At 72.9% G+C, this 17877-nt stretch carries 17 protein-coding genes and 1 pseudogene; 8 read left to right on the forward strand and 10 right to left on the reverse strand.

Annotated elements, in window-relative coordinates:
• Positions 1-145: 145 nt before the first annotated feature.
• Positions 146-340 carry an antitoxin gene (locus tag ACIQVT_RS06350; RefSeq protein ID WP_403748425.1) on the reverse strand — a complete coding sequence of 65 codons (195 nt, stop codon included), beginning with the start codon at positions 338-340 and terminating at the stop codon, positions 146-148.
• 125 nt (positions 341-465) lie between these two features.
• A pseudogene (locus ACIQVT_RS06355) lies at positions 466-1304 on the reverse strand (MBL fold metallo-hydrolase).
• Positions 1305-1667: 363 nt separating this feature from the next.
• Between ACIQVT_RS06355 and recO the strand changes: the two are divergent.
• Genes recO through ACIQVT_RS06370 form a run of 3 tightly spaced genes read left to right on the forward strand, consistent with a single transcriptional unit; the run spans position 1668 to position 4653 of the window.
• Complete coding sequence (gene recO / locus ACIQVT_RS06360) at positions 1668-2414, forward strand: DNA repair protein RecO (protein ID WP_361998330.1); 747 nt, start codon at positions 1668-1670, stop codon at positions 2412-2414.
• 26 nt (positions 2415-2440) lie between these two features.
• Positions 2441-3289, forward strand: a complete 849-nt coding sequence (locus ACIQVT_RS06365) for an isoprenyl transferase (protein WP_403748429.1) — start codon at positions 2441-2443, stop codon at positions 3287-3289.
• 38 nt (positions 3290-3327) lie between these two features.
• A complete protein-coding gene (locus ACIQVT_RS06370; RefSeq protein ID WP_403748434.1) occupies positions 3328-4653 on the forward strand; it encodes a histidine-type phosphatase in 1326 nt (441 codons plus the stop codon).
• Positions 4654-4672: 19 nt separating this feature from the next.
• Here ACIQVT_RS06370 and ACIQVT_RS06375 read toward each other — a convergent pair whose 3' ends face one another.
• From ACIQVT_RS06375 to ACIQVT_RS06390, 4 genes are read right to left on the reverse strand one after another with little or no spacing between them, the layout of a single operon-like run.
• On the reverse strand, positions 4673-5083 hold the full coding sequence (locus ACIQVT_RS06375) for a Fur family transcriptional regulator (protein WP_403748436.1): 411 nt from the start codon (positions 5081-5083) through the stop codon (positions 4673-4675).
• Between the two features lie 60 nt (positions 5084-5143).
• A complete protein-coding gene (locus ACIQVT_RS06380) occupies positions 5144-6046 on the reverse strand; it encodes a metal ABC transporter permease (RefSeq protein ID WP_403748438.1) in 903 nt (300 codons plus the stop codon).
• Entirely contained in the window at positions 6046-6816 is a 771-nt protein-coding gene (locus ACIQVT_RS06385) for a metal ABC transporter ATP-binding protein (RefSeq protein ID WP_403749708.1), read from the reverse strand. The genes ACIQVT_RS06380 and ACIQVT_RS06385 overlap by 1 nt, the downstream gene beginning before the upstream one ends.
• 17 nt (positions 6817-6833) lie before the next feature.
• Positions 6834-7811 carry a metal ABC transporter substrate-binding protein gene (locus ACIQVT_RS06390; protein ID WP_403748440.1) on the reverse strand — a complete coding sequence of 326 codons (978 nt, stop codon included), beginning with the start codon at positions 7809-7811 and terminating at the stop codon, positions 6834-6836.
• Positions 7812-7971: 160 nt separating this feature from the next.
• On the opposite strand from ACIQVT_RS06390, the gene ACIQVT_RS06395 reads away from it, so the two are divergent.
• Positions 7972-9354: a glycine--tRNA ligase gene (locus tag ACIQVT_RS06395; RefSeq protein ID WP_403748443.1), complete on the forward strand. Its 1383-nt coding sequence runs from the start codon at positions 7972-7974 to the stop codon at positions 9352-9354.
• A gap of 143 nt (positions 9355-9497) precedes the next feature.
• On the forward strand, positions 9498-10064 hold the full coding sequence (locus ACIQVT_RS06400) for a TetR/AcrR family transcriptional regulator (protein ID WP_403748445.1): 567 nt from the start codon (positions 9498-9500) through the stop codon (positions 10062-10064).
• 60 nt (positions 10065-10124) lie between these two features.
• Here the strand turns inward: ACIQVT_RS06400 and ACIQVT_RS06405 are convergent, their stop codons facing one another.
• On the reverse strand, positions 10125-11186 hold the full coding sequence (locus ACIQVT_RS06405) for a chitinase (RefSeq protein WP_403748449.1): 1062 nt from the start codon (positions 11184-11186) through the stop codon (positions 10125-10127).
• 179 nt (positions 11187-11365) lie between these two features.
• Here ACIQVT_RS06405 and ACIQVT_RS06410 point away from each other — a divergent pair, with 179 nt between their 5' ends.
• Together ACIQVT_RS06410 and ACIQVT_RS06415 are read left to right on the forward strand one after the other, a co-directional pair.
• Positions 11366-12376, forward strand: a complete 1011-nt coding sequence (locus ACIQVT_RS06410; RefSeq protein WP_403748451.1) for an aldo/keto reductase — start codon at positions 11366-11368, stop codon at positions 12374-12376.
• A 26-nt stretch (positions 12377-12402) separates the two neighbouring features.
• Positions 12403-13002, forward strand: coding sequence for a TetR family transcriptional regulator (locus ACIQVT_RS06415; RefSeq protein ID WP_403748454.1), 600 nt, complete (start codon positions 12403-12405; stop codon positions 13000-13002).
• 18 nt (positions 13003-13020) lie between these two features.
• On the opposite strand, the gene ACIQVT_RS06420 is transcribed toward ACIQVT_RS06415, so the two are convergent.
• Entirely contained in the window at positions 13021-14166 is a 1146-nt protein-coding gene (locus tag ACIQVT_RS06420) for a serine hydrolase domain-containing protein (RefSeq protein ID WP_403748457.1), read from the reverse strand.
• 143 nt (positions 14167-14309) lie between these two features.
• Between ACIQVT_RS06420 and ACIQVT_RS06425 the strand changes: the two genes are divergently transcribed.
• Positions 14310-14786 (forward strand): OsmC family protein, encoded by a 477-nt coding sequence (locus ACIQVT_RS06425; protein ID WP_403748459.1) that lies wholly within the window; start codon positions 14310-14312, stop codon positions 14784-14786.
• 35 nt (positions 14787-14821) lie between these two features.
• Here the strand turns inward: ACIQVT_RS06425 and ACIQVT_RS06430 are convergent, their stop codons facing one another.
• On the reverse strand, positions 14822-16270 hold the full coding sequence (locus ACIQVT_RS06430; protein WP_403748462.1) for an MFS transporter: 1449 nt from the start codon (positions 16268-16270) through the stop codon (positions 14822-14824).
• An 84-nt stretch (positions 16271-16354) separates the two neighbouring features.
• Complete coding sequence (locus ACIQVT_RS06435) at positions 16355-17827, reverse strand: MFS transporter (protein ID WP_403748465.1); 1473 nt, start codon at positions 17825-17827, stop codon at positions 16355-16357.
• Positions 17828-17877: the final 50 nt, after the last annotated feature.

The following is a 17877-nucleotide window of genomic DNA, read 5'->3' on the forward strand; positions in this document are numbered from 1 at the left end:
CGATGCGAGCGCGGACGGCCGAAAACGTGAGGGTGGATCGCGGAGGACCATGAGCCCTCGGTCGCGGCACCGGTCGGCGGACAGCACGGGTCCCCGGCGCGTGGCGCCGGGGACCCGTGGTGCGCGTGGTGCCGCGGTCCTCCGGTCAGCGCTCCGTCGTCGCGCCGCCCTCGTAGGAACGTCGCACCGCGTCGGCGGCCTTGTCCGTCTGGGCGTCGTACTTATCGCCCGTGCGCTCGTCGACCATGCGCTCGGCGCCCGCGACGCCCTTGTCGGCCTGGTCCGGGTGGCTCTTCGCCATCTCCTTGGCCTTGTTGGCCATGTCACCCAGCTTGCCCATGGGGTACCTCCTGTGAGCTTGCGTGCGTCGTGCCAGGACAACGGGTACCCGCTGACTCCCGTCTCTCACGGTGTGTTCGACCACCGGGTCGAGCCGTCGGGGGCCGGGTGCCGCGCGGAGACGGCCTAGCCGCGCGGCGGGGACGCCGGCGTGACCGGGGCGAGGCGGTAGGCGTCCCCGTGAGCGGTGACGCGGCCGGCGGTCGGCGGCGGGAAGTGCGTGCCGAGGACGAGGGCGCCGGTACCGGCGAGCGAACCGAGCAGCCCGCGGCGGGTGTTCTCGACGAGGGCCGGGTCGATGTCGACGCAGCTGCCGATGCCGGGGTGGGCGAACTGCACGGGGTGGTGCACGCAGTCGCCGGTGACGACCGCCCGCTCGTCGCCGTCCGTGAGGTCGACGGCGACATGGCCGGGGGTGTGGCCTGGGGTGGGCAACAGCTTCACGCCGGGGACCACTTCGGTGCCGTCCTCGGCGACGTCGACGAGGTCGAGCAGTCCGGCGTCCTCGACCGGCAGGACGGAGTCCCGGAACATCTGCCTGCGCGGTTCGTCCATGGTCCGGGCCGCCCAGAACTCGCGTTCCGCGCGGGAGGTGAGATAGCGGGCGCGGGGGAACGTGGGCACCCGGGTGCCGTCCTGCTCGCGGGTGTTCCAGCCGACGTGGTCGGTGTGGAGGTGGGTGAGGATCACCAGGTCGACGGTGTCCGGGGTGAATCCGGTGGCCGCCAGCCGGTCGAGGCAGTCGGTGCGCAGGTCGTCCAGGCGGGGTTGGCCCGGGGCTTGCCGTTGCCGATGCCGGTGTCCACCAGGATGCGCAGGCCCCCGGTCTCGACCGCGAAACTGTGGCTGTGGAGGCGGACCACGTGCTCGGCGTCCGCGAAGTCGGGCCGGAGCCGGGTCTGACGGGCGACGACGTCCGGGGTGGCGTCGGGCAGGAGCCAGGGGCCGGTCGCGGGGTTCGTCATGCGCGGGTATCTCCTTCGGGGTGGATCGGACGACCGAGCCGGCTGCTCCCGGCCACGGCGGGGGAGGGGGGCAGGAGCGCCGCGGGGGCCGGCAGCGCGGCGGCCGGGGCAGGGCCCGTGGGCCGTGTGCGGCGGGCCGTGGCGGGAGCGCCGGGTGCCCGGCCGGTCCGCGGCGGTCCGCACCGTGCGGTGCGGGGCGCCCGCCACCGCTCGCGCGGCGACCCGGTGGGCAGGGAGGGCGAGGTACGGCACCACGGCCGACCCTACCCGTGCGACGGGGCCGACGATCAGCACCGTACGGCCGGACCGACCGGCACCGTACGAACCGCCCGGGCCGCTTCCCGCATGGGAGAGAATGGTGGCATGAGTCTGTTCCGCGACGACGGCATCGTGCTGCGCACCCAGAAGCTGGGTGAGGCGGACCGGATCATCACCCTGCTCACCCGCGGGCACGGGCGCGTGCGGGCCGTGGCGCGCGGGGTGCGGCGCACCAAGTCGAAGTTCGGGGCCCGGCTGGAGCCGTTCTCCCACGTGGACGTGCAGTTCTTCGCGCGGGGCAGCGAGCTGATCGGGCGCGGGCTGCCGCTGTGCACCCAGAGCGAGACGATCGCGCCGTACGGCGGGGGGATCGTCACCGACTACGCGCGGTACACGGCGGGCACCGCCATGCTGGAGACGGCCGAGCGGTTCACGGACCACGAGGGGGAGCCGGCCGTGCAGCAGTACCTGCTGCTGGTCGGTGCCCTCAGGACCCTCGCCCGCGGCGAGCATGCCCCCCACCTCGTCCTCGACGCCTTCCTGCTGCGCTCCCTCGCGGTCAACGGGTACGCGCCCAGCTTCGGCGACTGCGCACGCTGCGGCATGCCCGGCCCGAACCGGTTCTTCTCCGTGGCCTCGGGCGGCTCCGTCTGCGTCGACTGCCGGGTGCCCGGCAGCGTCGTGCCGTCCCCGCAGACCCTGATTCTGCTGGGGGCGCTGCTTACGGGAGACTGGGAGACGGCGGACGCGTGCGAGGCGCGGTACGTCCGCGAGGGCAGCGGACTGGTGTCCGCCTACCTGCACTGGCATCTGGAGCGCGGGCTGCGCTCCCTGCGGTACGTAGAGAAGTAGTCCACGGTCGAGGAGACGAGAAGCACATGGTCGTACGCGGGTTCCTGGGGCGCCAGCGGCGCGAGTACACGGCGCCGGAGCCGCATCCGTCCGGTGCCCGCCCGCCGAAGCTGCCGGCCGAGCTGGTACCGGAGCACGTCGCGATCGTCATGGACGGCAACGGGCGGTGGGCGAAGGAGCGGGGGCTGCCGCGCACCGAGGGGCACAAGGTCGGCGCCGAGCGGGTGCTGGACGTGCTCCAGGGCTCCATCGAGGTCGGTGTGCGCAACATCTCCCTGTACGCCTTCTCCACCGAGAACTGGAAGCGGTCGCCCGACGAGGTCCGCTTCCTGATGAACTTCAACCGTGACTTCATCCGCCGGACCCGCGACCAGCTCGACTCGCTCGGCATTCGGGTGCGCTGGGTGGGCCGGATGCCCAAGCTGTGGAAGTCGGTCGCCAAGGAACTTCAGGTGGCCCAGGAGCAGACCAAGGACAACGACCTGCTCACCCTGTACTTCTGCATGAACTACGGCGGCCGGGCCGAGCTGGCCGACGCGGCGAAGGCCCTCGCCGAGGACGTGAAGGCCGGCCGGCTGGACCCGTCGAAGGTCAACGAGAAGACCCTCCAGAAGTACCTGTACTACCCGGACATGCCGGACGTCGACCTGTTCCTGCGCCCGAGCGGCGAGCAGCGCACCTCCAACTACCTGCTCTGGCAGAGCGCGTACGCCGAGATGGTGTTCCAGGACGTGCTGTGGCCCGACTTCGACCGCCGTGACCTGTGGCGGGCCTGCGTCGAGTTCGCCTCCCGCGACCGGCGTTTCGGCGGTGCCGTCCCGAACGAGGAACTCATCGCCATGGAGGCCGCCATGAAGGGCGACTCCACCTCGTAGCCACCGGTAGTTCACCAGGGCCGCCGAAAATGTGGATCATGAGACGTGTCACCCCTGTCCTCGTCCTCGGCGCCCTGCTGCTCACCGCGCTGCCCGCGCACGCCGCCGACGGCCCCGCCCACCGCGAGAGCTACGGCACCAAGGCGCCGTACGCGCCCCGGCAGAACCCGCGCGACTACCAGAAGCCCCCGGCCGGCTTCGTCCCCGTCCTCACCGAGAACGTCTCCCGGCACGGCTCGCGCGCGGCCACCGACAGCGAGGACGGGGACCTCGTCCTCGCGCTGTGGGACAAGGCCGAGGCGGAGGGGCGACTCACCCGCAAGGGCGAGGAGTTCGGGCCCCGGGTGCGGGCGCTGCTCGCCGCGATGGCGAAGACCGGCTACGGCAACCTCAGCGGGCGCGGCCGGCAGGAGCTGGCCGAGACGGCCGCCCGCATGCAGAAGCGGCTGCCGTCGCTGTTCGCGAAGATCGCCCGCGACGGCGAGAAGATCGACGTCGTCAGCTCCGGCCAGGGCCGGGCGGTGGACAGCGGCAACGTCTTCGCCGACGCCCTCGCCGAGGCCGACCCCGAGCTGAAGCCGCTGATCGGGCCTACCCGCACCGACAAGGACCTGCTGTACTTCCACAAGGCGGCGGGCGGCGCGGCCTACCGCGACTACCTCGCCCACGACCAGCGCCTGAAGGAAACCCTCGACGGCATCACCGGCCAGGACCGGACACGGCAGGCCGCCGACAGCGTCCTGCGGAAGATCTTCACGGACCCCTTCGTCGCACAGATCACCGACCGGACCGGTGCCGCCCAGGCCGTCTACAACCTGTACGCCATCGCCCCCGCGATGAGCGAGGAGAGCCCGGACGGCGCGGGCTGGGGCCTGGAGCGCTACATCTCCCGCTCGGACGCGGCCTGGTTCGGCTACCTCGGCGACGCCGAGGACTTCTACGAGAAGGGCCCCGGCTTCTCCGGCAGCGACATCACCTACAAGATGGCCGGCGTCCTGCTCGACGACCTCTTCAAGCAGGTCGAGGCCAAGCGTGCCGGCACCAGCGACCTCGGGGCCGAGCTGCGCTTCACCCACGCCGAGGAGCTCATCCCGCTGGCCGCGCTGATGGGCCTGCCCGGCAGCACCCGGCCGGCGACGCCGGGGGAGCCGTACACGTACGCCGACAATCCGTGGCGCGGCGCCTCGGTCTCCCCGCTGGGCGCGAACATCCAGTGGGACGTGTTCCGAAAGGGCGGCCGGTACCTGGTCCGCATGCTCTACAACGAGAAGGAGACGGCGTTCAAGGACGGCTGCCGTCCCGTGGCCAGGAACAGCAGCTTCTACGACCTGGACGAACTGGAGCGCTGTTTCGGCCGGAGCTGAGTGACCGGCCGGGATCCGCTCAGGCCGCCGCGCAGTCGGCGCACGTGCCGAAGATCTCCACGGTGTGCGCCACGTTCACGTACCCGTGTTCCGCGGCGATCGCCTCCGCCCACTTCTCGACCGCCGGGCCCTCCACCTCCACCGCCCTGCCGCAGGCGCGGCAGACCAGGTGGTGGTGGTGCTCGCCGGTGGAGCAGCGGCGGTAGACGGACTCGCCCTCGGAGGTGCGCAGGACATCGACCTCGCCGGCCTCGGCGAGGTTCTGGAGCGTGCGGTAGACGGTGGTGAGCCCGACCGAGTCGCCCTTGTGCTTGAGCATGTCGTGCAGTTCCTGCGCGCTGCGGAACTCGTCGACCTCGTCCAGGGCCGCCGCCACGGCTGCACGCTGACGGGTCGCGCGGCCCTTAACGGGCGGTCCAGCGGTGGTCACCGGTTGCCTCCTCACGTCTGGCGTCTGCCGGGCCATTGTGCCAGTCCGCACCGACAGTGGTCAGGCGCCGACCTCGTCCCCGGCGCCCCGCGCGACCGGAATCGAGCACTCCGCCGGGTCGCCCGCCGGCTGGGCCGCGGCCGCCGCGCGGGCGCGTCGCCGGGCCAGTGGGGCGGCCAGGGCGGCCAGCGCGACGAACGCGGCGATGGTGAGCAGGACGATCGTGGCGCCCGGCGGGACATCCTGGTAGTAGGAGGTGACCGTGCCGCTGACGGTGACGACCACCCCGATCGCCACCGCGATCACCAGGGTGACGGCGAAACTGCGGCTGATCTGCTGCGCCGCGGCCACCGGCACGACCATCAGCGCGGACACCAGCAGCAGCCCCACGACCCGCATGGCCACCGTGACCGTCACCGCCGCGGTGACCGCCGTGAGCAGGTTCAGCGCCCGCACCGGCAGGCCCGTGACCCGGGCGAACTCCTCGTCCTGGCTGACCGCGAACAGCTGGCGGCGCAGACCGAGGGTGACCAGCAGCACGAAGGCGGCCAGCACGCAGATGGTCGTCACGTCGGAGGGCGACACCGTGGAGAGCGAGCCGAACAGGTACGAGGTCAGGTTGGCGTTGGAGCCGCCCGGCGCCAGGTTGATCAGCATCACGCCGCCGGCCATGCCGCCGTAGAACAGCATGGCCAGGGCGATGTCGCCGCGCGTCCTGCCGTACCAGCGGATCAGTTCCATCAGCACCGCGCCGAGCACCGAGACCGCCGTCGCCATCCACACCGGGGAGGTGGACAGCAGGAAGCCCAGGCCGACACCGGTCATGGCGACGTGTCCGATGCCGTCGCCCATCAGCGCCTGGCGGCGCTGGACGAGGTAGATGCCGACCGCGGGCGCGGTGATGCCGACCAGCACGGCAGCGAGCAGCGCCCGCTGCATGAAGGCGTAGTCCAGGAATTCCATCAGCTCAGCAGTCCCGTGCGGATCGGTTCGGTGCCCGCCGGCGCGTGCGGGTGTACGTGGTCGTGGCCGGGCAGCGCGTGCTGGCCGACCGCGCGGGGCGGTGGGCCGTCGTGCAGCACGCAGCCGTCCCGCAGGACGACCGCCCGGTCGATGAGGGGCTCCAGCGGGCCCAGTTCGTGCAGGACCAGCAGGACCGTCGTACCGGCCCCGACCTGCTGGCGCAGCGTCCGCGCCAGCACCTCCTGGCTCGCCAGGTCGACGCCCGCCATCGGCTCGTCCATGATCAGCAGCTCGGGCTCGGAGACCAGCGCGCGGGCGATGAGCACCCGCTGGTGCTGGCCGCCGGAGAGGGCGTCGACGGGGTCCTTGGCGCGGTCCGCCAGGCCGACCAGTTCCAGGGCCCGCCGCACCGCCTGCCGGTCGCCCTTGCGGAACGGGCCGAAGCGGGTCCGGGACAGCCGGCCCGAGGAGACGATCTCGGCCACGGTCGCCGGGACGCCGCCCGCGGCCGTGGTGCGCTGCGGCACGTAGCCGACACGCGCCCAGTCGCGGAAGGAGCCGCGCGGAGTGCCGAACAGCTCGACCGTGCCGCCGCTGACCGGCACCTGGCCGATGACCGTCCGGACCGCCGTCGACTTGCCGGAACCGTTCGCGCCGAGCAGCGCGACGACCTCGCCGCGGCCGACGGTGAGATCGATGCCCCGCAGTACGGGGCGCGCGCCGAGTGCGGCGGTCACCCCGCGCAGGGTTATGACGGGCTCTCGCATGATCCTGCCTTCCGTGCCGGTCATTTGGCGCCCAGTGCCTGGCGGAGCGCCTTGAGGTTGGCCTGCTGGACGGCCAGGTAGTCCTTGCCGCGGGACCTGCCGGTGATGCCCTCGATCGGGTCGAGGACGTCGGTCCGCAGGCCCGTGTCGTGGGCGAGGGTGCGGGCGGTCCGGTCGCTGACGAGCGTCTCGTAGAAGACGGTGCTGACGCCGTCGGCCCGCGCCGTCCGCTCCAGGTCGCGTACGCGCGCGGCGCTCGGCTCGGACTCGGGGTCCAGGCCGTTGACGGCCTCCTCGATGAGGCCGTAGCGCTCGGCGAGGTAGCCGAAGGCGGCGTGCGTGGTGAGGAAGACCTTGCCGCGGGTGTGCGCGAGACCCTGCCGGAACTCCAGGTCCAGGGCGTCCAGCTCGCCGACCAGGGTCCTGGTGTTCTTCCGGTAGTCGGCCGCGTGCGCGGGGTCGGCCTTCTCGAAGGCCTTGCCGACGCCCTCGGCGACCTGCGCGTACTTCACCGGGTCCAGCCAGATGTGCGGGTCCTTGCCGGCGCCCTCGCCCTCGCCGGCCGGGGAGTCGTCCTGGTGGCCGTCGTGCCCGGGCGCGTGGCCGCCGACCTCGGTGCCGTGCTCCTCCAGCGTGGTCAGGCCGGCCGCGTCGATCTTGGTGCCGACCGGGGACTGGGCCACCGCCTCGTCGACGGAGGGCTGGAGGCCCTTCAGGTAGAGGACGGCGTCGGACTCCTCGAGCTGGGCGATCTGCCGGGGGCTGATCTCCAGGTCGTGCGGCTCCTGGCCGGGGGAGGTGAGGGTGGTGACGCGGGCGTGCTCCCCGCCGATCCGCTCGGCGAGGAAGGTCATCGGGTAGAACGACGCGACGACGTCGAACCTGCTGGTGTTGGCCACCACCGCCGGGCCGCGGGAGCAGCCGGACAGCGTGCCGGCCCCGAGGACGGCGACGGCGGCGACCGCGGCGGCGGATATGAGGCGACGGCGTACGTTCATGACAGTCATTTTCAACAAACATGGAAACCGTTGTCAACTACGCTCACCAGTCGGTCTTCACGGGGGCCGATTTGGTCGTGGGGGAGCATGCGCCGGTAATCTGAATCATTCGCTGGAAGCATCTCGCTTCAACGCCCGTCGTCGTAATGAAGAGAGCACCGTGGCCGCCGACAAGATCGACACCATCGTCAGCCTGAGCAAGCGCCGTGGCTTCGTTTTCCCGTGCAGTGAGATCTACGGCGGACAGCGTGCCGCCTGGGACTACGGACCGCTGGGTGTCGAGCTGAAGGAGAACATCAAGCGCCAGTGGTGGCGCTACATGGTGACGTCGCGCGAGGACGTGGTCGGTATCGACTCCTCCGTCATCCTCGCCTCCGAGGTCTGGGTCGCCTCCGGTCACGTCGCCACCTTCACGGACCCGCTGACCGAGTGCACCTCGTGTCACAAGCGGTTCCGTGCCGACCACCTGGAAGAGTCCTACGAGGAGAAGAAGGGCCACGCCCCGGCGAACGGCCTGGCCGACGTCAACTGCCCGAACTGCGGCAACAAGGGCCAGTTCACCGAGCCCAAGCAGTTCTCCGGCCTGCTCTCCACCCACCTCGGTCCGACCCAGGACTCCGGTTCCGTCGCCTACCTGCGCCCCGAGACCGCCCAGGGCATCTTCACCAACTTCGCCCAGGTGCAGACCACCTCGCGCCGCAAGCCGCCGTTCGGCATCGCCCAGATGGGCAAGTCGTTCCGCAACGAGATCACTCCTGGCAACTTCATCTTCCGCACCCGCGAGTTCGAGCAGATGGAGATGGAGTTCTTCGTCAAGCCGGGCGAGGACGAGCAGTGGCAGGAGTACTGGATGGAGCAGCGCTGGGGCTGGTACACCGGGCTGGGCCTGCGCGAGGAGAACATGCGCTGGTACGAGCACCCGAAGGAGAAGCTCTCCCACTACTCCAAGCGCACCGCCGACATCGAGTACCGCTTCCAGTTCGGCGGCTCGGAGTGGGGCGAGCTCGAGGGTGTCGCCAACCGCACCGACTACGACCTCGGCGCCCATTCCAAGGCCTCCGGCCAGGACCTCTCCTACTTCGACCAGGAGGCCGGCGAGCGCTGGACGCCGTACGTCATCGAGCCCGCGGCGGGCGTCGGCCGCACCATGCTGGCCTTCCTGCTGGACGCCTACGTCGAGGACGAGGCGCCCAACGCCAAGGGCAAGATGGAGAAGCGGACCGTGCTGCGCCTCGACCACCGGCTGGCGCCGGTGAAGGTGGCCGTCCTCCCGCTGTCCCGCAACCCGGAGCTGTCCCCGAAGGCCAAGGGCCTCGCCCAGGCCCTGCGGCAGAACTGGAACATCGAGTTCGATGACGCGGGCGCCATCGGCCGCCGCTACCGCCGCCAGGACGAGATCGGCACGCCGTTCTGCGTGACCGTCGACTTCGACACGCTCGAGGACAACGCGGTGACCGTGCGCGAGCGGGACACCATGAAGCAGGAGCGCGTGTCCCTCGACCAGATCGAGGGCTACCTGGCCAGCCGCCTGCTGGGCTGCTGACCCGGCCGCGTCCGGCCGCACCGGCCCGTCCGTCGCCCCGTCCCGGGGCCGACGGGCGGGCCGCGTGCCGTCCGGGCCCGCGCACCGGCCCGGCTCCCCGCGGACGCCGGGCGACCCCCGGTCAACGGCCGTAGAGTGGAGAGGTGTCCGTGCCCGACCCCTCCCGCACCGGCCGCCGCCGGGTCACCGAGGCCCGCATCCTCGGCAGCGCCCGGGAGCTGTTCGCCGCGAGGGGCTTCGACCGCACCACGATCCGCGCCGTGGCCAGTGCCGCGGGCGTCGACCCGGCCCTGGTCATGCAGTACTTCGGCTCCAAGCGGGAGCTGTTCACCCGGGCCGCGCAGGAACTCCCCGCCCCGCCGACGGCCACCGACGCCGACGCGCTCGTCGACCAGCTCCTGGCCACCCTCACCCGCGAGCTGGGCGGGCTCCCCGAGGGCACGCTGGCGCTGCTGCGGTCCATGCTCACCGACCCGGCCGCCGCCGACCGCGTCCGGGACACCCTCGGCCGGCAGACCCAGGCCGTCGCCGCCGCCCTGCCCGCGGGCCCGGACCCGGAACTGCGCGCCGCGCTGGTCGTCACCGCCCTGCTCGGCGTCACCGTGGGCCACCAGCTCCTCGGCCTGACCCCGCTGACGGACGCCCCGGCCGGGCGCACGGCCGCCCTGCTCCGGCCGGCCCTCCGCGCCCTGGCCCGGCCGCGCGCGTGACGGCGCCGGCCGCCGGCACCGGGAGTGCGGTGCCGGCGGCCGGGCGGTGCGGTCAACGGCTCAACGGCCCTGGAGTGCCTTGACGTTGTCGCCGAACGTCCAGTTCTTCGACCCGTCCCAGTTGAGCGACCACGTCATCAGGCCCTTGAGCGAGGTGCCGTAGTGCTTCCACGCCTGGGAGACCAGGGAGGGCGACATGTAGCCGCCGCCCGCGCCCGGCTGGGCGGGCAGCCCCGGGACCTGCTTGTCGTAGGGCACCCGGATCGTCGTGCCCTGCACCACCAGGCCCTTGTTCAGGCAGTCGGTCTGCGCGGTGAAGCCCTGCACGGTGCCCGCCGAGTAGGAGTCGCCGGAGCAGCCGTACATGCTGCCGTTGTAATACTGCATGTTCAGCCACCACAGGCGGCCGTTGTCCGCGTACTTCTTGATGACCGGCAGGTACGCGCCCCAGATCGAGCCGTAGGTGATGCTGCCGCCGGTGACGTACGCGGTCTCCGGGGCCATCGTCAGGCCGAAGTCGGACGGCATCTGCGCGAGGATGCCGTCGATGATGCGGATCAGGTTGGCCTGGGAGGCGGAGAGCTGCCCGATGTTCCCGCTGCCGGTGAGGCCCGTCTCGATGTCGATGTCGATGCCGTCGAAGTTGTACTTCTTCAGGATCGGCACGATGGTCGACACGAAGCGGTCGGCGACCGTCGAGGACGACAGGTCGATGCCGGCCGCCGCGCCGCCGATGGAGAGCAGGATCGTCTGGCCGGACGCCTTCGCCTGGCACATCTCGGCGGGCGTGGCCACCTTCACGCCGGAGTCCATGCCGTCCTCCCACAGGGCCGTGCCGTCCGAACGGATCACCGGGAAGGCCGCGTCGAGCACGTTGTAACCGTGCGCGGCGATGCGGGAGTCGGTGATCGGGGTCCAGCCGAAGGGCGGGTGGACGCCGTTGGCGGAGCCGTCCCAGTTCTCCCAGTAGCCCTGGAGCACCTTGCCCGCCGGGCGGGACTTCACCGCGCAGGTGTCGGCGGCGGCGGTGGCGGAGGCGGCGGGCGCGGTGGCGACGGCGAGCGGAGCCAGGACGGCCGTGGTGACGGCGGCGGTGAGCAGGCGCAACGTGCGGCGGAGCATGCGGTCCTCCCGGTGGGGGTGCGGCGAGGTGTCGTAGGCATGACAGTCAGCCGTACGACAGTGCGGCTGGTCCAGACCTTTCGTCAAGAGGTCTGGACCAGCTGGGGTCGGGAAGGGAGGCATTGGAATGACAGCTGACAGATATTGAAATCTGTCAGTTGTCATGGCAGGATGGAGGCATGATGATGCGAACCCGAAACCTCGGCACCACCGGCCCCCGTGTCTCCGCCCTCGGGCTGGGCTGCATGGGCATGTCCGCCCTCTACGGCGACGCCGACCGCGCGGAGTCCGTCGCGACCGTCCACGCCGCCCTGGAGGCCGGCGTCACCCTGCTGGACACCGGCGACTTCTACGGCATGGGCCACAACGAGATGCTCGTCGGCGAGGCCCTGCGCACCGCCCCGCCGGCCCGCCGCGAACAGGCCCTGGTCAGCGTGAAGTTCGGCGCTCTGCGCGACCCGGACGGCAACTGGAGCGGCTACGACGGCCGCCCCGCCGCCGTCAAGAACTTCGCCGCCTACTCCCTCCAGCGCCTGGGCGTCGACCACATCGACGTCTACCGCATCGCCCGCCTCGACCCGGACGTGCCGGTCGAGGAGACCGTCGGCGCCATCGCCGAACTGATCGAGAAGGGACACGTCCGGCACGTCGGCCTCAGCGAGGTCGGCGCCGAGACGATCCGCCGGGCCGCCGCCACCGCCCCGGTCGCCGACCTCCAGATCGAGTACTCGCTCCTGTCCCGCGGCATCGAGCGGGACATCCTGCCCACCACCCGCGAACTGGGCATCGCCGTCACCGCCTACGGCGTGCTCTCCCGGGGCCTGATCTCCGGCCACTTCTCCCGCGACCGGCAGTTGGCCGCGAACGACTTCCGCGCCCACTCGCCCCGCTTCCAGGGCGACAACCTGCGGCGCAACCTCGACCTGGTCGACGCCCTCCGCGCGATCGCCGAGCGCAAGGGCGTCACCGTCGCGCAGACCGCCATCGCCTGGGTCCTCTCCCGCGGCGAGGACATCGTGCCGCTGGTCGGCGCCCGCACCCGCGAGCGGCTGACCGAGTCCCTGGGCGCCCTCGACGTCACCCTGGACCCGGCCGACCTCGCCGCGATCGAGGAGGCCGTCCCGGCGGACGCCGCGGCCGGCGAGCGCTACCCGGCCGCGGCGATGGCGCACCTCGACAGCGAGCGCTGAACCCCCCGCCGGGTACGGTCTAGGACATGCCACCGACCAGCCAGGCCCTGACCGCCGAGCGCATCCTCGAGGCGACCGAGGAGGTGCTGCGCCGGCACGGCCCGGCCAAGGCCACCGTGGTCGACGTGGCCCGCGCGCTCGGCGTCAGCCACGGCAGCGTCTACCGGCACTTCCGGACCAAGGCGGCGCTGCGGGAGGCGGTCACCAAGCGCTGGCTGGACCGCACCTGCCAGGCGCTCGCCGGCATCGCCGCCGAGGACCGCGACCCCGAGCGGCGGCTGCGCGCCTGGCTCACGGCGCTCTTCGACGCCAAACGCCGCAAGGCGCACGAGGACCCCGAGCTGTTCGCCACCTACGGGGTGCTGGCCGCCGAGCACGGCACGGTGGTCGGCGAGCACATAGCCGAGCTGACCGCCCAGCTGACCGCGATCATCACGGCGGGCGGCGCGGCGGGCGTCTTCTCCGTGCCCGACCCGGCCGCCGCGGCGCGCGCCGTCTTCCAGGGCACCACCCGCTTCCACGACCCCTGCCACGCCGACCAGTGGCGGCGCCCCGGGACCGAGGAGGAGTTCCGGGCCGTGGTGGACCTGTTGGTGCGCGGCCTGACCGCACCGGTCACGCCCTGACCGTCACGTCCTGACCCGTCACGCCGTGACCCGCCAGAAGTCCCGCATCAGCGGGGTCGGTGTGGGGTCGGCCATGGCGACCTGGGTGAGCAGGACGGCGACCGTGCCGGTGGCCGGGACCAGGTGGCCGGTGGTGCCGGTGCCGCCGACCCAGCCGTAGCGACCCGGCACGTTCCAGGGCTCGGTCCGGGCGATGTCGACCTGGCCGCCGTAGCCCCAGCCCTGCCCCGCCAGGAACAGCCGGCCGATCTCCCGCTGCCGGGCGGTCAGACGGTCGCCGGTCATACGGCTGACGGAGGCCGCGGACAGCAGCCGGCGGCCCCGCGTCTCCCCGCCGGCCAGCAGCAGGCGGGCGAAGCGCAGCCAGTCGTCCGCCGTCGAGACCAGCCCGCCCTGGCCGGAGGGGAACGCGGGCACCCGGCTCCAGTCGCCGTCCGGGCCGTCCACCAGCTCCGGCACGCTCCCGGCCCCCGGCCGGTAGTACGAGGTGAACCGGTCCCGATCCGCAGCCGGCACCGCGAACGCCGTGTCCCGCATGCCGAGCGGCTCGAAGATCCGCTCGGCCAGGAACTCCGGGAGCGTACGGCCCGACACCCGTGCGATCAGCAGACCCTGGAGGTCGGAGGAGGTGCCGTACAGCCAGGCCTCGCCCGGCTGGTACAGCAACGGCACCCGGGCCAGGGCGGCCAGCCAGTCGTCCGGCGCGGGGTAGGACCGCGGGGCGCGGCCGTCCTTCTGCACCTCGAACAGCGCGGTGACGGCGGGCAGCGTGAAGTCCGACGGGAACCCCCAGCCGGTACGCGAACTGAGCAGGTCCTCGACCGTGATCGGCCGGGCGGCCGGCACCACGTCGTCCACGGCGGCGGCCGGGGTGCGCACCACCACCGGCTCCGCCAGCTCCGGGAGCCACCGCGCCACCGGGTCCGCCGGCGCGATCCGGCCCTCGTCCACCAGCGTCAGCACGGCCGCCGCCGTCACCGGCTTGGTGAGCGAGGCGATCCGGAACAGCGAGTCCCGGGTCATCGGCTGCGCACCGCCCGCGTGCCGGTGCCCGACGGCCACCGCCTCGACATCGTCCCCACGGGCCACCAGCGCCACGGCACCGGGCACCCGGCCGTCCTCCACGTACCGGTCCAGCATCGCGCGCAGCGCGGTCACGGTCATGTCCCTCGGCCTTCCGACGAAGATCGACGGCACCACCACCGTCCCTCCCTACGACCCCGCCCACCACCGGAACTCATCGCCCCGCCCCAGCCCGGCACCCACCCGGGCTCCCGGGCTCGCGGGTGGGGCTACGCTCTGGCGGCATGACGGCGACGCACACCTATGACGTGACGGTCGAGTGGACCGGCAACCTCGGGTCCGGGACGGACGGTTACCCCGCCTTCAGCCGGGACCACGAGGTGCTGGCGGACGGCAAGGCCGGTATCGCCGCCTCCTCGGACCCCGCGTTCCGCGGCGACCCCGCGCGGTGGAACCCCGAGGAGCTGCTGGTGGCCTCCGTCGCGCAGTGCCACATGCTCTGGTACCTGCACCTCTGCGCCGTCGGCGGGGTCGTCGTCACCGAGTACGAGGACCACGCGCACGGGGTCATGACCATGGACGACAGCGGGGGAGGGGGCCGGATCACCGAGGTCGTCCTGCGTCCCGAGGTGACGGTCGCCGACGCGTCGATGGTGGAGCGGGCCCGCTCGCTGCACGGCGACGTACCCGACCTGTGCTTCATCGCCCGCTCGGTGAACTTCCCCGTCCGCCACGCGCCGGTCATCACCGTCCAGGGCTGAGGACGGCTCCGGCGGCCCGGGGGGACGGGACGGGGTCAGCGGCCCGCCGCGCCCACCGGCTCGCGGGTTTCCGTGGGCTCCAGGCCGGCGGCCGTGCGTTCCGCCGTGCGGCGGGCCCAGCGGCCGCTGGTCAGCAGGCCGAGGAGCAGGACGGCCAGGCCGCACCCGGCCAGGGTCCACCAGCCGGGGCGGGCGGCGGAGACGAACGTCTGCCGGTACGACGCCGCGCCGATGCCGGACGCCAGGACCGCGCCGACCACCGCGACGCCGAGGGTCTGGCCCAGCTGCCGGCTGGTGGAGGCGACGGCCGCGGCGACACCGGCCTGCGCCCGGGGCATGCCGGAGACCGCCGTGTTGGTGATCGGCGCGTTGACGAACCCGAAGCCGATGCCGAACAGGACGTAACCGGCGAGGCGGGTGGGGCCGGTGGTCTGCGCGTCGAACGCGGCGAACAGGACACCGCTCGCGGTCATCGCCGTACCCGCCACCAGGAGCGGCAGCCGGGGTCCGCGGCTGCCGACCAGACGGCCGGACAGGGGCGCGCACAGGAACGTCGGCACGGCCATCGGGAGCATCCACAGGCCGGCGTGCAGCGCGTCCAGGCCGCGCACGTTCTGGAGGTACAGCGTGGACAGGAAGAGGAAGCCGCCGAGGGCCGCGAACGCGCTGACGGCGATCACGGTGGCGCCGCTGAACGGTGCCGAGCGGAAGAATCGCAGGTCGATGAGGGGTTCGGCGCGCCGGGGCTCGTAGCGCAGCAGGGCCAGCAGGGCGGCCACGGCGATCACCGCGAACGGCGCCACCGTGCCGGCGCCCGCGTCCGGCGCCTCGATGATCGCGTAGGTCAGCGAACCGAACAGGGCGATCACCAGCAGCTGGCCGACCGGGTCGGGGCGGCGGGCCCGGGGCGCGCGGGACTCGGGGACGAAGCGGAGGGTGAGCATGAGGGCGGCGAGACCGACCGGAAGGTTGACCCAGAAGATCGCGCGCCAGCCCACCGACTGCACCAGCAGGCCGCCGACCAGCGGGCCGGCGGCCATGGAGATGCCGACCACGGCACCCCACACGCCGATCGCGCGGGCGCGTTCCCGGGCGTCGGTGAAGGTGTTGGTGATGATCGACATGGCGACCGGGTTCAGCATCGAGCCGCCCACCGCCTGGACCATGCGGAACACGATGAGCAGTTCCAGGTTCGGCGCGAGGGAGCACAGCAGCGAGCCGGCGGAGAAGACGACCAGGCCGGCCATGAAGACGCGCTTGCGGCCGATGCGGTCGGCGGTGGAGCCGGCGAGCATCAGCAGGGAGGCCAGGACGAGCGTGTACGCGTCGATCGTCCACTGGAGACCGGACGTGGCGGCGTGCAGGTCGCGCTGCATCGAGGGCAGCGCCACGTTCAGCGCGGTGTTGTCGAGACTCACGATCAGCAGGCTCATGCAGCAGATCGCGAGCACGAGCAGTCGTCGGCGATGGCTCAGCTCGGGCATGCGTTCCATCGTACGCCGATTTCGATAGTGCGGCTAACTAATGAGCGTTACATCGTCTTTCTCCGCGAGGACCCGCGGACCCGTTCAGTCCAGCACGCGGGGCAGCCGCAGGCCGAGCGCGCCCAGCCCCACCAGGCCCGCCGCCTGCACCGCCAGCACCACCACCAGCGCCTCCCGCACGCCGAGGCCCGGGACCAGGGCGAGGAAGAGCGAACCCAGCGTCGCCACCCCGAGGGCCAGGCACGACTGCTGGACGGTCGCCGCCAGACCGCTGCCCGCGCCCGCCAGCCGCGCCGGGACCGCCGCGAGCAGGACCCGGTAGTACAGCGGCAGTTCGAGACCCTGGGCCGCACCGCACAGCACCAGGCCCGGCGCGAGGAGCGGCGGGTCCAGCCGCGGCCAGGGACCCAGCAGCGCGGTGGCGGTCACCGCGGCGAGGCCCGCGACGTGCACGCCCGCCGCCAGCGTCACCGCCCGCCCGCCGAACCGCCGCACCACGCGCGGCGCCAGGACCGACGCGGCGAACTGCGCCACCCCCATCGGCACCAGCGTCAGCCCCGCCCGCAGCGCCCCGTAGCCCAGGCCCCGCTGGAGCGTGACCGCGCTCACGAACATCCAGCCCGCGAAACCCGTGAACACCGGCAGCCCCAGCAGCATCCCCCGGCGGATCTCCGGGGCGGCCAGCAGGGACGGCGGCAGCAGGGGGCTCCCGCCGGTCAGCTCCCGGCGCCGCTCCACCGCGTGGAACCCGACGGCCAGGACCGGGGCGGCGCACAGCAGCAGCACCGACCACAGCGGCCAGCCCGCCGCCCGGCCCTCGGTCAGCGGCAGCAGCAGCGCGGTCAGGGACGCCGCCAGCAGCGCCGTACCGGCGAGGTCACCGTGCGCGGGCCGCGCCGCCCGGCTCTCCGGCACCGCACGCCACGCGCACCCGAACGCCGCCACCGCGACCGGCACGTTGACCAGGAACACCGCGCGCCAGCCGGTGCCCGCCAGGTCGGCGGCGACCAGTACCCCGCCCAGCACCTGCCCCAGCACGACCGAGACGCCGCCGACCGAGCCGTACAGGGCTACCGCCCTGGCCCGCCGTTCACCGGAGGTCGTGGCGTGCAGGGTGGCCAGCACCTGCGGCAGCAGCGCCGCCGACGCGGCCCCCTGGGCGGCGCGCGCGGCCACCAGCCACCACGCGCCCGGCGCCAGCCCGCACGCCAGCGACGTCACCCCGAAACCGGCCACGCCGCACAGGAACAGCCGCCGCCGGCCGTGCCCGTCGCCGAGCCGGCCGCCGAGGACGAGCAGCACGGCGTACGCCACCGCGTAGCCCGCCACGACCATCTCCAGCGTCGCCGCGGACGCGTGCAGGTCGCTCCCGATCGCCGGCAGGGCCACGTTGACGACGAAGAAGTCGATCATCGGGAGCGCGGCGCCCAGGAGCAGGGTGAACAGGCCGAGCGGGCCGAGGGGCCGGGGCGGTGCGCCGGCCGGGGCGGAGGTCGTCGTCGTGGTCACGACCCCGACTGTGCGGCAGGCCCCAGCGGGGTACCAGAGGCTGCTCATCCTGGTACCGGCACCAACTGGAACCCGGATGCGCCGGCACGGCACCCTGG

This window comes from Streptomyces sp. NPDC100445 (genome assembly GCF_044759735.1).
Classification (GTDB): domain Bacteria; phylum Actinomycetota; class Actinomycetes; order Streptomycetales; family Streptomycetaceae; genus Streptomyces.

What these genes read in the sequence shown, in the direction of transcription:
- ACIQVT_RS06350 (WP_403748425.1), bottom strand. Translation starts at nt 340, where the DNA reads ATGGGCAAGCTGGGTGACATGGCCAACAAGGCCAAGGAGATGGCGAAG.
- recO (WP_361998330.1), top strand. Translation starts at nt 1,668, where the DNA reads ATGAGTCTGTTCCGCGACGACGGCATCGTGCTGCGCACCCAGAAGCTG.
- ACIQVT_RS06365 (WP_403748429.1), top strand. Translation starts at nt 2,441, where the DNA reads ATGGTCGTACGCGGGTTCCTGGGGCGCCAGCGGCGCGAGTACACGGCG.
- ACIQVT_RS06370 (WP_403748434.1), top strand. Translation starts at nt 3,328, where the DNA reads ATGAGACGTGTCACCCCTGTCCTCGTCCTCGGCGCCCTGCTGCTCACC.
- ACIQVT_RS06380 (WP_403748438.1), bottom strand. Translation starts at nt 6,046, where the DNA reads ATGGAATTCCTGGACTACGCCTTCATGCAGCGGGCGCTGCTCGCTGCC.
- ACIQVT_RS06390 (WP_403748440.1), bottom strand. Translation starts at nt 7,811, where the DNA reads ATGAACGTACGCCGTCGCCTCATATCCGCCGCCGCGGTCGCCGCCGTC.
- ACIQVT_RS06405 (WP_403748449.1), bottom strand. Translation starts at nt 11,186, where the DNA reads ATGCTCCGCCGCACGTTGCGCCTGCTCACCGCCGCCGTCACCACGGCC.
- ACIQVT_RS06410 (WP_403748451.1), top strand. Translation starts at nt 11,366, where the DNA reads ATGATGATGCGAACCCGAAACCTCGGCACCACCGGCCCCCGTGTCTCC.
- ACIQVT_RS06415 (WP_403748454.1), top strand. Translation starts at nt 12,403, where the DNA reads ATGCCACCGACCAGCCAGGCCCTGACCGCCGAGCGCATCCTCGAGGCG.
- ACIQVT_RS06420 (WP_403748457.1), bottom strand. Translation starts at nt 14,166, where the DNA reads ATGACCGTGACCGCGCTGCGCGCGATGCTGGACCGGTACGTGGAGGAC.
- ACIQVT_RS06425 (WP_403748459.1), top strand. Translation starts at nt 14,310, where the DNA reads ATGACGGCGACGCACACCTATGACGTGACGGTCGAGTGGACCGGCAAC.
- ACIQVT_RS06430 (WP_403748462.1), bottom strand. Translation starts at nt 16,270, where the DNA reads ATGCCCGAGCTGAGCCATCGCCGACGACTGCTCGTGCTCGCGATCTGC.
- ACIQVT_RS06435 (WP_403748465.1), bottom strand. Translation starts at nt 17,827, where the DNA reads ATGAGCAGCCTCTGGTACCCCGCTGGGGCCTGCCGCACAGTCGGGGTC.